Here is a 14,813-nt window from a genome sequence, read left to right as displayed (position 1 = left end):
AAGAACATCAGTGCAACATTAGCTTGCTCACGTAGTTCACGAGCTAGCAGTAAACCATTCTTGCCTGGCAGATTAATGTCCATGATAACCAAGTTGACTTGGTTGTCTGACAGAACCTGGTGCATTTCTTCACCGTCGCTGGCCTCGAATACAGCGTATCCCTCTGCTTCAAAAATGCTCTTTAGAGTGTTACGAGTTACTTGCTCATCTTCAACAATAAGAATGTGCGGGGTTTGCATTGGCGGTACCTAAATTTGTGAAAAATTTGTGCTAACAGAATAAATTCTAGGCAAAAACATAACATACAGGTAATGTGATGTTGATAATAAACCAAAGATTGTAAAAAAACACGCTCTTTGATTGCCCGCCATCCTTGGTGCTGCATTTCTATACTAAGAGGTCCTAATCCTCTTATTCTATTAGTCTTTGAGGCGGATTCTATAATGTTAACAGCATGCTAACAACGCTCAAATGTTAATTCCAATCACTTTGTTGATTTATATCAAGAGTTGGAATGTAACAAATATTAATAGTGTCGATTAAATGTGTAAGGTTTGGTTGTTATGGTGATAGGTTCACTTCTTTGGCAGGCATACTGCGACCCCTATTTTCATTTCGAACAACAGATTTCATTCAGTAGTTTTGCTATTATCACGGCCTGGAACCCAAAGAGTGAGTTGCTGTCAAAGAAAGATAATGACAGAAATAATCAGTACTTAGCTCAGGAAATAAGCCATACTTGTTGGTGTGAGATCCAAGTTGGGAATAAGGACTTTTCTTGGATGGAAGAGAGCTACGCGGTTCAAATAACGGCTGCTGAAGCTATAGAGTTAGGGCGTAAGTACCGACAAAACGCGATATATTTTATTGAAGGAGAGGAGCTGTGGCTTCTCTCTTGTATAGAGGAACAAAACAAGGTTTCGCTAGGAGATTGGCGAAAGCGATGTCGATAGGATTCGATTTTTAATTTAGAAGTTCATGGAGGAAAAATGAAAGATATAACCCCTGATATTTGTGATAAGTTTGAAGATAAGGTCACTTTGCTAGAGTTACCGCTGCACAGTTTCGGTCAGAAGTATGCTTTTTACGGCCAAATCGTAACAGTTCGCTGCTATCACGATAATTCTAAAGTCAGAGAAATGCTCAGCCAAGATGGCACTGGAAAGGTGTTAGTCGTCGATGGTGCGGGTTCCTGCCAAAAAGCATTGCTTGGTGATCAACTTGCGATCTTAGCGATAGATAACAACTGGGAAGGCGTTATTGTTAACGGTGCGGTTCGAGATGTTGGCATGATGGCAGAAATGGAATTGGGGATCAAAGCTCTGGGAACTTGTCCATTCAAGACTGAAAAGCGCGGCGCTGGTGAAGTAAATGTTACGCTAACGATCCACAATCAAATGATTCAACCTGGGGATTACATTTACGCAGACTGGAACGGGGTATTGATGTCTACCGAGCTGTTAGACTGGAGCTAGAATCTAAAACCAAGTCCAAACTCAACACCTTTTTGCCACTCTTGGTAGTCAAGAGTGGCATGCATATCAATATTATCAGTCAGCTTCATTCGGCTGGTTACTTCAGCCGCTATATTTGACTCTTTGCCGTTGTCTAGTGTCTCGTCTTTGTATGAGTGCAAGGTACTTTGCACAGAGACTCTTGGCGTTAATTGATAGCTGACACCACTTAAAAAGCCTGTCTCGTTGATCTTGTCTCCGTTGTTAAGACGAGCACCCACGTAGAGATCAACTTTGTCGAATAAGTTATACGAGTAACCACTGTCTATTTTCCAAGAATCGAATTGGTACTGATCGCTCTCTGTGGTTAAGAACATTTTATGAGGAGAAGCGTTGACTTGCTGAGAAGGCAGCGAAGGAAGTTCTGCAGCAAACAACGGACACGCGCAAAGCAGCACTGATAGGCTTAATATTGTTTTCATATGCCACTCCTTTGCTTTGTCTATTTTCCACTGCAAAGCTAATTAAAGCATAAAACTAGTCAACTAGTACCAGATTTTATATAGCAATTAGTTATTATGTTATGTGCTTCTTGTTGCAATCTTTGCTTAGCTGAGGGGATGTTGTGAATGTAGCTAATGCTGAGTGTGAACAAAAAAAGTAATTTTTCGTTGACGCGACCAGTAAAAATAAGGTACTTGTAGGGGTAAGCAAACACACATTGTATAGATATTTTGAATTATGCAGCACCATAGCCTAGTAATGACCACAACCATTATTATTACCGACATCGCAATTGTTGGGGCAGGCTGCTAAGCGAAAGAAATTTAAATAAAAGGCCTGTATCCAACACGATACAGGCCTTTTTTTATGTCAATTTATGACTTATTTGGAGGAAGGGATGCGAGTTTTAAAGTTTGGAGGTTCATCATTAGCAGATGCTGATCGTTTTTTAAGAGCAGCAGATATCATTGCTAATAATGCCCAGCAAGAAGAAGTGGCGGTTGTGCTTTCTGCACCGGGAAAAACCACCAACAAGTTAGTTTCTGTCATTGAAAGTGCGTTGAAGAATGGTGAAGCAGAGTTACAAATTGCTGAACTTGAAGACTCTTTCCGCGACTTGTTCCAAGAGATCAAACAGGTACTGCCGAATATCGATGGTAGTGGCTACGATAATCAAGTTAAAACGTCGCTCACTCAGCTACGCCAATTTGTTCATGGCATCAACTTGTTGGGTATGTGCCCAAATCATGTTAATGCTCGCATTATTAGTAAAGGCGAACGTGTTTCTATCCAGCTAATGAAAGCGGTATTAGAAGCCAAAGGGCAACCAGCAAGTTTGATTGACCCTGTTCAGTACCTATTTGCGCGTGGTGATCATCTAGAAGCTATGGTCGATGTTGAAGTATCGACACAAAACTTCCGCCAAAATCCTCTTCCTCAAGGTCACGTTAACATCATGCCTGGCTTTACTGCAGGTAATGAAGACGGTGAATTAGTAACATTAGGCCGTAACGGCTCAGACTACTCCGCTGCGGTACTGGCTGCTTGTCTACGTGCGGACTGTTGTGAAATCTGGACTGACGTTGATGGCGTTTACAACTGTGACCCTCGCTTAGTTGACGATGCGCGTCTACTCAAATCGCTAAGCTATCAAGAAGCAATGGAGCTGTCGTACTTCGGTGCTTCTGTACTGCACCCTAAAACTATCGCCCCTATCGCTCAGTTCCATATTCCATGTTTGATCAAAAACAGTTTCAATCCTCAAGGTGCAGGTACGCTAATTGGTCAAGATACTGGTGAAGATAACCTAGCAATCAAAGGGATCACTACTCTTAGCGATCTAACTATGGTTAACGTTTCAGGCCCAGGCATGAAGGGCATGGTTGGTATGGCAAGTCGTGTATTCGGCGCTATGTCTTCAGCTGGCGTGTCGATTGTTCTGATCACCCAGTCCTCTTCTGAGTACAGCATTAGCTTCTGTATCGAAGCTCAAGATAAAGAGCTAGCAGAACAAGCACTGAGTGAGACTTTTGAGCTTGAGCTAAAAGATGGCCTATTAGAGCCTGTCGAGTTTATCAGTGATGTGGCTATCGTTACGCTAGTAGGTGATGGCATGCGCACTTCACGTGGTGTGGCTTCGCAATTCTTCTCATCGCTAGCGGAAGTGAACGTTAATATCGTTGCTATTGCGCAAGGTTCATCAGAGCGCGCCATCTCAGCGGTTATCCCTGAAGATAAGATCTCTGAAGCGATCAAAGCGTGTCATGAAAATCTATTTAATTCTAAGCACTTCCTTGATGTATTTGTTGTCGGCGTTGGTGGTGTTGGTGGTGAGCTGGTTGATCAAATTCAGCGTCAGCAAGCTAAGTTAGCCGAGAAGGGCATCATTCTGCGCGTTTGTGGCTTAGCCAACAGCAAAGGTTTGCTGCTCGATAGCGAAGGCCTACCACTGGATCACTGGCGTGATCGTATGAACGACGCATCAGAAGAGTTTACCCTAGCACGTTTGATTTCGCTTGTTCAGCGTAATCACATCATTAACCCAGTACTGGTTGACTGTACGTCAAGTGAGTCGATTGCTAATCAATATGCCGACTTCTTAGCAGCTGGCTTCCACGTTGTTACGCCGAACAAAAAAGCGAATACCTCTAGTATGGCTTATTACCATCAGTTACGTGATGTTGCGCGTAGCTCACGCCGTAAGTTGATGTACGAAACAACGGTAGGCGCAGGCTTGCCGGTTATCGAAAACTTGCAAAACCTCATTTCAGCGGGCGATGAACTGGAACGCTTCACTGGCATCCTTTCTGGTTCACTCTCTTACATCTTCGGTAAGCTTGATGAAGGCATGACGCTAAGCCAAGCGACTAACATCGCTAAAGACAATGGCTTCACTGAACCAGACCCACGCGATGACCTATCTGGTATGGACGTAGCACGTAAGCTACTCATCCTTGCTCGTGAAGCAGGCATGAACCTTGAACTTGAAGATGTCATCGTTGATCAGGCTCTTCCGCCAGGTTTTGATGATTCAGGCAGTATTGAAGAGTTTATGGCTCGCCTACCTGAAGCTGATGCTTACTTTAAAGAGCAATCGGCAAAAGCAGCAGAAGAAGGCAAAGTCCTGCGTTACGTCGGTGAGATCCTTGATGGCCAGTGTCGAGTGAGTATTGCGGCAGTGGATGAGAATGATCCAATGTTCAAGATTAAAGATGGTGAAAACGCACTGGCATTCTACAGCCGTTACTACCAACCGATCCCATTGGTGTTGCGCGGTTACGGTGCAGGTACTGAAGTAACAGCAGCAGGTGTATTCTCTGACGTGATGCGTACGTTAGGTTGGAAGTTAGGAGTGTAGTATGAGCCGTGGTATGGATGTAGCCGTTTATGCTCCAGCGTCAATTGGTAATGTGAGCGTTGGTTTTGATGTATTGGGGGCGGCAGTGTCCCCAGTTGATGGTACTTTGCTTGGTGACCGAGTGTTAGTGACATCAGCAAATGAACCATTTAGCTTAAAAACAGCAGGCAGATTCGTTTCTAAGTTACCTGAGGATCCAAAAGAGAATATCGTTTATGACTGCTGGCGAGTATTTGCTCGTGAATTAGACAAGAAAGGCGAATCGCTTCTACCGTTAGAAATGACGCTAGAAAAGAACATGCCGATTGGCTCAGGGCTAGGTTCTAGTGCTTGCTCTATTGTTGCGGCGCTTGATGCACTAAACCGTTTTCACGGTGAACCACTCAATGAGACAGAACTGCTCGCGTTGATGGGGGAGATGGAAGGCCAGATCTCTGGTGGCGTTCATTATGATAACGTCGCGCCATGTTACCTTGGTGGCGTTCAGTTAATGCTAGAAGAGCTGGGCATTATTAGCCAAGAAGTACCATGTTTTGATGACTGGTATTGGGTAATGGCCTACCCAGGCATTAAAGTCTCAACTGCGGAAGCGCGAGAGATCCTACCATCTCAGTATCGCCGTCAGGATATTATTGCTCATGGTCGCCATCTCGCTGGCTTCATCCATGCTTGTCACTCAAATCAACCTGAGTTGGCAGCAAAAATGATCAAAGACGTGATCGCCGAACCGTATCGTGAGAAACTGCTACCGGGGTTTGCTGATGCACGCAAGTACGCGTCTACAGCAGGTGCTTTAGCTACTGGGATTTCTGGTAGCGGCCCAACGCTATTTAGTGTTTGTAATGATAAAGATGTCGCTGAGCGTGTTGCTCGCTGGCTTGAACAAAACTACGTACAAAATGAAGAAGGATTCGTCCATGTTTGTCGCTTGAACAAACAGGGTTCGAACGTAACAGGAAGTGAGCTATGAAGCTGTACAACATAAAAGAAAATGATGAACAAGTATCCTTTGGCCAAGCCGTTCGCCAAGGGTTAGGCCGTAATCAAGGCCTGTTCTTTCCGCAAGAATTGCCAAAGTTTGATGATATTGATGCACTACTAGCAGAAGATTTTGTTTCACGTAGTACCAAAATCCTTTCTGCACTGATCGGTGATGAGCTAGCAGAAGAGAAAGTTAATTCAATGGTTGATGCCGCGTTTCAATTCCCTGCTCCAATCAAGCAAGTAAAAGATGGCGTGTACGCACTTGAATTGTTCCATGGTCCAACGTTGGCGTTTAAAGACTTTGGCGGTCGCTTTATGGCTCAGTCTTTGGCAGCAGTGTCTGACGGTGGCAAAATCACGATTTTAACCGCGACTTCTGGTGATACCGGCGCGGCCGTTGCTCATGCTTTCTATGGCATGGAAGACATCAATGTTGTCATCCTTTATCCGAAAGGCAAAATCAGCCCGCTTCAGGAAAAGCTGTTCTGTACTCTTGGTAAGAACATTCACACTGTCGCGATTGATGGTGATTTTGATGCTTGTCAGGCGCTAGTTAAACAAGCATTCGATGATGCTGAGCTGCGTAAAGAGATCGGTCTAAACTCAGCGAACTCAATCAACATCTCACGTCTAATGGCGCAAATCTGTTACTACTTCGAAGCGGCTTCACAGCTAACTAAACAGCAGCGCGAAAACCTTGTTATCTCGGTACCAAGTGGCAACTTCGGTAACCTAACAGCAGGTCTGCTAGCAAAAGCGCTTGGCCTGCCAATCAAACGCTTTATCGCTGCAACTAACGCCAATGATACGGTTCCGCGTTATCTAGAGACAGGTAAGTGGGATCCTAAGCCGACGGTTGCAACAACATCGAATGCGATGGATGTAAGCCAACCTAACAACTGGCCTCGTATTGAAGAGCTATGCCGCGTAAAAGAGTGGGGCTTGGAGACACTAGGCAAAGGTGCGGTGACTGATGAGCAAAGTGCAGCATCAGTGAAAGAGCTACACGATCAAGGCTACCTATGTGAGCCACACGGCGCTATCGCTTATCGCGTGCTAAACGAGCAGCTACAAGAGGGTGAAACCGGCCTATTCCTATGTACCGCTCACCCAGCTAAGTTCAAAGAAGTGGTTGATGATATCCTAGGTTCAGATATCGAACTGCCAGGTCCGTTAGCGAAACATGCGGCAATGGAGCTTCTATCTGAAGATCTAGCGAATGACTTTGACTTACTGAAAGAAGTACTGCGTCGAGTGCAGAAGTAATTCAAAAGAATGGAAGATTAGAAAGGTCGCTTGGGCGACCTTTCTTTGCTTTGAGATCGGGCTACGCCCGCGAGAATCGGGAACGGACTTCGTCCTACAGAACACTCCGTTTCGAGAGGAACTATTGACAGAGCTTCTTTCTAACTAGATAAAATCATATCAATCCCGCATCCCGGGCCTTATCGATTCAACGCAAAAGTCGGCAACGACAAGTGCCAACGGATTGCACCTAAACGAATCAGTAGTGTTGAAAATACGCCAGCGAGGAATGCAGTGTCGCTGTCTTGGCCCATCGCAAGTGCTGTAGTATGAAATACACCACCAATAATGCAGGCAGTAGCGTAAACTTCACTTCTTAGCACCATTGGCACTTCGCGCGCCAAAACATCACGTATGATACCGCCACCACACCCAGTGATGACCCCCATGATGATCGCAACCAGAGCTGAATCTTGATAAGCCAAGGTCTTTTCAACGCCGATGCCGACAAATGCAGCTAGCCCGATTGCGTCACACACAGGTAGAACCCACCACGCGAGGCGTTTTGGTCGCCTAACAATTAACATGGTTAGTAGGCAGGTGATAAGGATGGTCCACAAATAGTTGGTATCAGTGATCCAGAACACTGGAGTAGCGCCTAAAGCCATATCGCGAATAGTACCGCCACCGATGGCTGTTACACTACCAAGAACAGCGACACCAAACGGATCCATCTTCAATCGACCCGCTAACAAAACACCAGAAATTGCGAAAACAGCAGTACCGAATAAATCGATGATATAAAGCAGCATGGAGTCCATGACACTAACGTCTCTTACTAAAAAATAGGGAACAGAAAATGAAGGAGGATTGTACGAGATCTCCTCCTCGAACCGTTAGCGTTTTCGACGCACTGTTTCGAAGTGCTCACAAACTTGTTGTATAGCCATGAGGGTTCGTGGCGTAGGGCGATTTATCCAATCAGATGTTAGTGACCAAACATGCTCATTTTTAACCGCAACGAGTTGCTCCGCCCACTCGGCCCACATGTTGCCATTCATGATCGCATGCTCAGAGGTAAAAATAACGTCTGGATTACGTAAAATGACTTGTTCCTTTCCAACTTGAGGGTACGGGGCAGCACTGTTTGCGAAAATGTTCTCACCACCACAAAAGGAGAACACTTCGCTCGGCCATTTGTCTTGGGCTAAGGTAATGATCGGCTGCTCGCTGAGTTGATAGAAATAGCTCACTTTTGATTCAGTATCGTACTGGCTTTTGAGCTTTGCTAAACCTTGACGGAACTCATCGGCACTTCGCTTACCTATCTGTGGGTTTTCGGCATACTTGCTCAGTTGTTCAATGTTATTGGCGATATCTATCAGGGAGTGGGTCTGAGTGTAATAGATATTAAGGCCAAACTGCTTTAACTTATCGATCTCGCCACTAGGGTTGCCTGATGGCCAAGCAATAACAAGGTCAGGTTGCAGGGCAATGATACGTTCTATCTTTATTCCCTTATAGTTGGCGACTTTTTCAATGTGTTTAGTTTGCTCTGGATAGTCACTTCGTTCGCTAACCGCAACCAGTTTGTCACCAAGGCCAGCAGCAAAGGCGAGTTCAGTAGCATGTGGCGCCAAACTCACCACACGTTCCACTGGTTTTGCATAGGCTCCGTAACAGGCAATGGTAGTTAAGATTAGGAGAGTGAAACGCATCTAAATTCCTTGATAAATTACGCCCATGATTAGGCTTTGGACAATGATCCAAGCAAACATTCGCCATGCTAATGTTTTTTGCACTTGTGCAATATGAATCGCTGATGGCGCGATTCGGCCGCCGAGCTTGGCGCGTATTGCTTTATGACCGTCGTAAATAGCGGGTCCACCTAGCGAGAGTTCCAGTTTTGCTCCCACGGAGACGAGTAGCCAAGCAGGGCCTGGAAGAGGCCAAGATTTGGCTTGCTCTCGAATGAGTTGCAAGCTAGCTTGTGCTCTGTGGCCAATAAGAACGAAAATAGCAAACAGTCTGAGTGGGATGAAATCGAGCGCCGCGACAGCGCGAATAGCTGGATTACCAAATGGTGCAAAACGTTGGCGGCTTGGTGACCAAGCTCGTGCTAGCTCAACACTCATTCGATACATAAAGGCACCGACGCCACCAGCAATCGCATACCAGAAAAGTACGCCGATCACATTACGCCCATAAGCCATGATTAACGTTTCGGTTCCGGCTTTACCTAGCCCCAACAGTGACAGCGGCGCCGTTGAACGGTTGATGATAGGTTTGAGCAGCATTTTAGCGTGCTCTTTATCTTCGCGAGCCATTGCAGCAACAAACTGAGCGGTAAACTTATCGGTGTTGCGCCAGTCGATAGCAAGTAGTAACAAGGCTAATTCGAATAACTCTGGTTGCCAAACTAGAGGTTTGAGTGCAATGAGTACCACTAGCATTGGGATTAGCATTAGCAACCATGCCAGTGTTCCCGAGATGATGCTTTGTGAGTAGTTGCTGTTAACGTTAACTTTGCCTGCCAGTTGCTCAGCAAATTTATGCCAAAGAATAGCTGGGTGAGCTTCACGAGGAAAGGGGAGTACTAAGTGAAACAGTAACGCGCCCCATAGGACTAAGAGCGCGCCGTTTGAGTAGAACTGATTGAATACATCTTCCATGATTTGCTTCGTCTTACTTCAGCAGTTCAACCATCTTAACGACCATTTCTGACGAGCTCTTTGCTGCCAGTGGTAGGAACTCTTCAAAGCTCATGCCCGCTTCTTTGTCTGCTACGTCAGAGATTGCGCGTACTACAACAAATGGAACCTTGAACTGGTGACATGTTTGAGCGATTGCTGCCGCTTCCATCTCTACGGCAATAACTGAAGGGAAGTGCTTGCGAATGAACTCTTGACGCTCTGCGCTTGCGACAAAAGCATCGCCAGTACAGATCAGTCCGCGTACCGCGTGTGTGTCTTCCATTTGTGCCAGTGCTTTTTCTGTCACTTCGATTAGTTTCGCATCGGCAGTGAAAGCCGCTGGCTGTTGTGCCATCTGACCGATTTCGTATCCAAATGCAGTAACATCTGCATCGTGATGGCGAACTTCAGTCGAAATAACGACATCACCCAGATTTAGGCTTGAGTCAAAACCGCCTGCAGAACCTGTGTTAATCACGACATCAGGTTGGTATTGGTCAAGAAGGATTGCTGTACCTACTGCTGCCGCCACTTTACCAATGCCAGATTGAAGTAGTACAACCTCAACGCCATTCAGTTGACCTGAATAGAAAGTACAGCCTCCTTTAGAGACTTCTTGGCAGTTTTCAATAGTTTGCTTAAGGATAGAGACTTCTTGCTCCATTGCACCGATGATGCCGATTTTCATAAGGAACCCTGTGAATTCAAATAGGTAGATATGGATAGGCTAAGTGTAACAGAAAAGGGCGGTAACGGAACGGACTTCGTCGAGAGACAAGCGCAAATAGCTATTGCTTAACCTGTGTACATCCCCTATAATTCGCGCTCCTCGTGTCGGCTGAATCAGAGATCGGCTGGCACAAATATTAACCTACTCTTATTTAGGAGAGAATTATGTCTCTGAATGCAGAAACTAAAGCAGCAATCGTTGCTGAATACGCTCAAACTGAAGGCGATACTGGTTCACCAGAAGTTCAAGTAGCTCTACTTACAGCTTCTATCAACCACCTACAAGGTCACTTCAAAGCGCACAAAGGCGATCACCACAGCCGTCGTGGTCTTCTACGTATGGTTTCTCGCCGTCGTAAGCTTCTTGATTACCTGAAAGGTAAAAACCTTTCTCGTTACCAAGAGCTAATCAAGCGTCTAGGCCTACGTCGCTAATCAGCGGCTGCATAGAACAGTTTGTCAAAAAAGGGGCTATTGGCCCCTTTTTTGTTGCCTAAATTTAGCCAAACCGAATTAATCCGGCTATACTACGGCGGCTGATATCTATCGGCATTTTCTATTTGCTCATTGCATTACAATTACATCGTATACAGTTATAGAATTTAGTTTCTAGCTTCTCGTTTGATTCCATTCGAAAGTCGTCGATTAGGAGCTAGAAACTAAACTCTAGACTGTTTAAACATGTAATGCCTTGGGCTAACCCTATTGCTCTTAATGAATAGAGCTATCCCAAAAGGAATAACAATGTTCGAAAAACCAGTTGTTAAAACGTTCCAGTACGGTAACCACACGGTTACTCTAGAAACTGGCGTAATTGCACGTCAAGCGACGGCAGCTGTTATGGTAACTATGGACGATACAGCAGTATTCGTTTCTGTAGTTGGTAAAAAAGAAGCGGTTGAAGGTCAAGACTTCTTCCCATTAACTGTAAACTACCAAGAGCGTACTTACGCTGCAGGTAAAATCCCTGGTGGTTTCTTCAAGCGTGAAGGTCGTCCTTCTGAAGGTGAAACGCTAACGGCTCGCCTAATCGACCGCCCAATTCGTCCACTTTTCCCAGACGCATTCAAAAACGAAGTACAAGTTATCGCAACGGTAGTATCTGTTAACCCAGACGTACAGCCAGATATCCCAACAATGATTGGTACTTCTGCAGCGCTTGCTATCTCTGGTATTCCGTTCAACGGTCCTATCGGTGCAGCACGTGTTGGTCATATCGATGGTCAACTAGTTCTTAACCCAAGCAACACTGAGCTAGAAACGTCTAAGCTAGACCTAGTTGTAGCGGGTACTGAATCTGCAGTACTAATGGTTGAGTCAGAAGCTGACAACCTAACTGAAGAAGAGATGCTATCTGCGGTAGTATTCGGTCACGATCAACAGCAAGCTGTTATCAATGCAATCAACGAATTCAAAGCTGAAGTTGCGACTCCTGCTTGGGATTGGGTTGCTCCTGAAGAGAACACTGCACTTGTAAACAAGATTGCTGAACTTGCAGAAGCTAAACTTGTTGAAGCTTACCAAATCACAGAGAAGATGGCTCGTTACGATCGCATCCACGAGATTGCTGGTGAAGTAAACGAAGTGCTGCTTGCTCAAGACCCAGAAGCAAACACGAAAGAAATCCACACTATCTTCCACGACCTAGAGAAGACTGTAGTACGTCGTAGCATCATCGCTGGTAACCCACGTATCGATGGTCGTGAGAAAGATATGGTTCGCGCGCTAGACGTACGTACTGGTGTTCTTCCACGTACTCACGGTTCATCACTATTTACTCGTGGTGAAACTCAGGCTCTAGTCACTGCAACCCTAGGTACGCAGCGCGATGCTCAAATCATCGATGAGCTAACTGGTGAGCGTAAAGATCACTTCCTACTACACTACAACTTCCCTCCATACTGTGTAGGCGAAACTGGTTTTGTAGGTTCTCCTAAGCGTCGTGAAATCGGCCACGGTAAACTAGCTAAGCGTGGTATCGCTGCAGTAATGCCTTCTGTTGATGAGTTCCCATACACAGTACGTGTTGTATCGGAAATCACTGAATCTAACGGTTCTTCATCAATGGCTTCTGTTTGTGGTACATCTCTAGCTCTTATGGATGCTGGTGTGCCAATCAAGTCTTCTGTTGCGGGTATCGCAATGGGTCTTGTTAAAGAAGGCGACGATTTCGTTGTTCTTTCTGACATCCTTGGTGACGAAGACCACCTAGGCGACATGGACTTTAAAGTAGCAGGTACTAACACTGGTATCACTGCACTTCAAATGGATATCAAGATCGAAGGTATCACTAAAGAGATCATGCAAATTGCTCTTAACCAAGCGCAAGGTGCACGTAAGCACATCCTATCTGTAATGGATGAAGCTATCTCTGGTGCTCGTGAAGATATCTCTGAGTTTGCTCCGCGTATCCACACAATGAAGATCAGCGCTGAGAAGATCAAAGACGTTATCGGTAAAGGTGGTGCAGTTATCCGTGCTCTAACTGAAGAGACGGGTACAACTATCGAAATCGAAGACGACGGTACAATCAAGATTGCTGCAACTGAAGGTACAGCTGCGAAAGAAGCAATCCGCCGTATCGAAGAGATCACTGCAGAAGTTGAAGTGGGCCGTATCTACACAGGTAAAGTCGCTCGTCTAGCTGACTTCGGTGCATTCGTAACTATCCTGCCTGGTAAAGATGGTCTAGTACACATCTCTCAAATCGCTGACAAGCGTGTTGAGAAAGTGTCTGACTACCTAGCTGAAGGTCAAGAAGTTCAAGTTAAAGTTCTTGAAATCGACCGCCAAGGCCGTGTACGTCTAAGCATGAAAGAAGCAGTTGAAAAGACTGAAGAAGCAGCTTCTGAAGAGAAGCCAGCGACTGACGCATAATGCTCATTAAGCAAATAGGCTTGTTGTGGTGAATTAGCTTATTTTGCTAAAAGCATGTTATAAAGGGGGCATTACGCTCCCTTTTTTATTGCGGATTACGCTAGGGCAATAGCCTTAGCAACAGGAGTATTTATCTGTGAAATGGTTTCAAACCGCTACGATTAGCCTTGCATTGTTAGTGACGGCTGGATGTGCATCAACGTCGAACCAACAAGCGGAATGGGTATTACCTCCTATGGTAGAGGCCCTTCAACCGAGCCTGCAGCAAGAGGTTCAGATTGCCCGATTAAGTCAACTACTGGCTAGAACGGATCTACCGAATGAAACACGGGCTAAGATGCTTTATGAGCGTGGTAACCATTACGATAAGGTTGGTTTGCGAAATCTAGCAAGACTCGACTATGAGCAGTCGTTGGCGATCTATCCCGCTCAAGCTGATCTATTTAATTTGCTTGGAGTCTACTTCACTGAGAAGCGTAACTTCGATGCCGCATACGATGCATTTGACTCTGCTTTAGAGCTTGCTCCTGATAATAGTTACGCCGCTCGTAACCGAGCGATTGCTTTCTATTATGGTGGTCGTTTTGAGTTAGCTCTGGAACAGATTGAACGACATTACGAGCAAGATACTGGCGATCCGTTTGCTGCGTTATGGCTCTACATTATTAAGTCTGAAATTGAGCCTCAGCAGGCAAGAGCAGAGCTAGAGCACAGGTACCAAAATCGTAATGATCGTTGGGGCTGGGTGATGGTTGCAATCACCTTAGGCGAGATCTCTGAAAAAGAAGCATTCAAGATAATTGTTGAAAGTACGCGTGACAAAGTTGTTCTGGCTCAGCATCTAACGGAAGCGTATTTCTATTTAGGTAAGCGCTACCAAGAGAATAATAGCGAGCAAGATATAGCTAAAGCGATCTCTTTCTACCGCCTTGCGATCTCGTTTAACGTGTTCGAGTATGTTGAACATCGATATGCGATTATCGAACTGACTAATATCTATGAAACGCTTCAAGCTCAAGTGATAGCGCAAGCGAAAGCGGAGCAATCCGCAAAGCTCGCTCAGTAGCGATATCCATAAACTAAAGCGCTGTTATCAGCGCTTTTTTATTGTCTATTGGTTGGGCTAGCGCTAAAATAGTTAGTCTTGCTAACTAAAGTTATAAATGATGACACTAGAAAGTAGCCTGATGGAGTTAGAACGGTTTTGCTCAAAAGCATGGCGAGTCCATGCCAAAGAGGATTCGTTATCTAACCTTAGTTTTAATGAATATGATTACTTACGGGTCATTGAAGAGCATGAGCAAGGAGTTCGTATAACGGACTTAGCTCAAGAGATGCAGGTGAGTAAGCCTTCAGCGTCGAATATGGTCGCAAGATTAGTGAAGAAAGGCTTAGTCTCGCGTATCTCATGCATTGAAGATGGACGTTCAAAACGGGTAATCCTGACTGAGCAGGTGATTAACGATCTGT

The 14,813-nt window shown here is 45.3% G+C and carries 15 protein-coding genes and 1 other annotated feature; of the genes, 9 read left to right on the top strand and 6 right to left on the bottom strand.

Annotated features, from left to right (window positions below):
• The coding region (locus QTO00_RS04575) for a response regulator (protein WP_331423271.1) at window positions 1-239 on the bottom strand (239 nt) is incomplete at its 3' end.
• 324 nt (window positions 240-563) lie between these two features.
• Here QTO00_RS04575 and QTO00_RS04570 point away from each other — a divergent pair.
• Window positions 564-953, top strand: a complete 390-nt coding sequence (locus QTO00_RS04570) for a DUF3293 domain-containing protein (RefSeq protein WP_331423269.1) — start codon at window positions 564-566, stop codon at window positions 951-953.
• A gap of 36 nt (window positions 954-989) precedes the next feature.
• The gene (locus tag QTO00_RS04565; protein WP_331423267.1) at window positions 990-1,475 is read left to right on the top strand and encodes a putative 4-hydroxy-4-methyl-2-oxoglutarate aldolase; all 486 of its coding nucleotides are present in this window, start codon (window positions 990-992) and stop codon (window positions 1,473-1,475) included.
• Here QTO00_RS04565 and QTO00_RS04560 read toward each other — a convergent pair.
• Entirely contained in the window at window positions 1,472-1,936 is a 465-nt protein-coding gene (locus QTO00_RS04560) for a hypothetical protein (RefSeq protein WP_331423265.1), read from the bottom strand. The genes QTO00_RS04565 and QTO00_RS04560 overlap by 4 nt on opposite strands.
• Before the next feature lie 269 nt (window positions 1,937-2,205).
• Window positions 2,206-2,325: a sequence feature (Thr leader region), on the top strand.
• Window positions 2,326-2,355: 30 nt separating this feature from the next.
• Between QTO00_RS04560 and thrA the strand changes: the two genes are divergently transcribed.
• The 3 genes from thrA to thrC are packed head-to-tail and all read left to right on the top strand — an operon-like array spanning window position 2,356 to window position 7,065.
• A complete protein-coding gene (gene thrA, locus QTO00_RS04555; protein WP_331423263.1) occupies window positions 2,356-4,815 on the top strand; it encodes a bifunctional aspartate kinase/homoserine dehydrogenase I in 2,460 nt (819 codons plus the stop codon).
• Between the two features lie 13 nt (window positions 4,816-4,828).
• Complete coding sequence (gene thrB, locus QTO00_RS04550; RefSeq protein WP_331423272.1) at window positions 4,829-5,785, top strand: homoserine kinase; 957 nt, start codon at window positions 4,829-4,831, stop codon at window positions 5,783-5,785.
• Window positions 5,782-7,065: a threonine synthase gene (gene thrC, locus QTO00_RS04545; RefSeq protein WP_331423261.1), complete on the top strand. Its 1,284-nt coding sequence runs from the start codon at window positions 5,782-5,784 to the stop codon at window positions 7,063-7,065. The genes thrB and thrC overlap by 4 nt, the downstream gene beginning before the upstream one ends.
• A gap of 179 nt (window positions 7,066-7,244) precedes the next feature.
• On the opposite strand, the gene QTO00_RS04540 is transcribed toward thrC, so the two are convergent.
• From QTO00_RS04540 to mtnN, 4 genes are all read right to left on the bottom strand, one after another.
• The gene (locus tag QTO00_RS04540; protein WP_331423259.1) at window positions 7,245-7,865 is read right to left on the bottom strand and encodes a TRIC cation channel family protein; all 621 of its coding nucleotides are present in this window, start codon (window positions 7,863-7,865) and stop codon (window positions 7,245-7,247) included.
• Between the two features lie 75 nt (window positions 7,866-7,940).
• On the bottom strand, window positions 7,941-8,762 hold the full coding sequence (btuF, locus tag QTO00_RS04535; protein WP_331423257.1) for a vitamin B12 ABC transporter substrate-binding protein BtuF: 822 nt from the start codon (window positions 8,760-8,762) through the stop codon (window positions 7,941-7,943).
• Window positions 8,763-9,716, bottom strand: coding sequence for a cobalamin biosynthesis family protein (locus QTO00_RS04530; RefSeq protein ID WP_331423255.1), 954 nt, complete (start codon window positions 9,714-9,716; stop codon window positions 8,763-8,765).
• Between the two features lie 13 nt (window positions 9,717-9,729).
• Window positions 9,730-10,425 (bottom strand): 5'-methylthioadenosine/S-adenosylhomocysteine nucleosidase, encoded by a 696-nt coding sequence (gene mtnN / locus QTO00_RS04525; protein WP_331423254.1) that lies wholly within the window; start codon window positions 10,423-10,425, stop codon window positions 9,730-9,732.
• Window positions 10,426-10,631: 206 nt separating this feature from the next.
• Here mtnN and rpsO point away from each other — a divergent pair, with 206 nt between their 5' ends.
• The 4 genes from rpsO to QTO00_RS04505 form a co-directional block, all read left to right on the top strand.
• On the top strand, window positions 10,632-10,901 hold the full coding sequence (gene rpsO, locus QTO00_RS04520; protein ID WP_331423253.1) for a 30S ribosomal protein S15: 270 nt from the start codon (window positions 10,632-10,634) through the stop codon (window positions 10,899-10,901).
• 309 nt (window positions 10,902-11,210) lie between these two features.
• The gene (pnp, locus tag QTO00_RS04515; RefSeq protein ID WP_331423252.1) at window positions 11,211-13,343 is read left to right on the top strand and encodes a polyribonucleotide nucleotidyltransferase; all 2,133 of its coding nucleotides are present in this window, start codon (window positions 11,211-11,213) and stop codon (window positions 13,341-13,343) included.
• Window positions 13,344-13,479: 136 nt separating this feature from the next.
• A complete protein-coding gene (gene nlpI, locus QTO00_RS04510; protein WP_331423250.1) occupies window positions 13,480-14,409 on the top strand; it encodes a lipoprotein NlpI in 930 nt (309 codons plus the stop codon).
• 100 nt (window positions 14,410-14,509) lie between these two features.
• Window positions 14,510-14,813: MarR family transcriptional regulator (locus QTO00_RS04505; RefSeq protein ID WP_331423249.1), on the top strand; the 304-nt coding region annotated here is incomplete at its 3' end.

This window comes from Vibrio sp. M260118 (genome assembly GCF_036533755.1).
GTDB lineage: Bacteria > Pseudomonadota > Gammaproteobacteria > Enterobacterales > Vibrionaceae > Vibrio.
The sequence above is the reverse complement of the archived record's forward strand: the minus strand, read 5'-3'. Positions and strand labels throughout refer to the sequence as shown.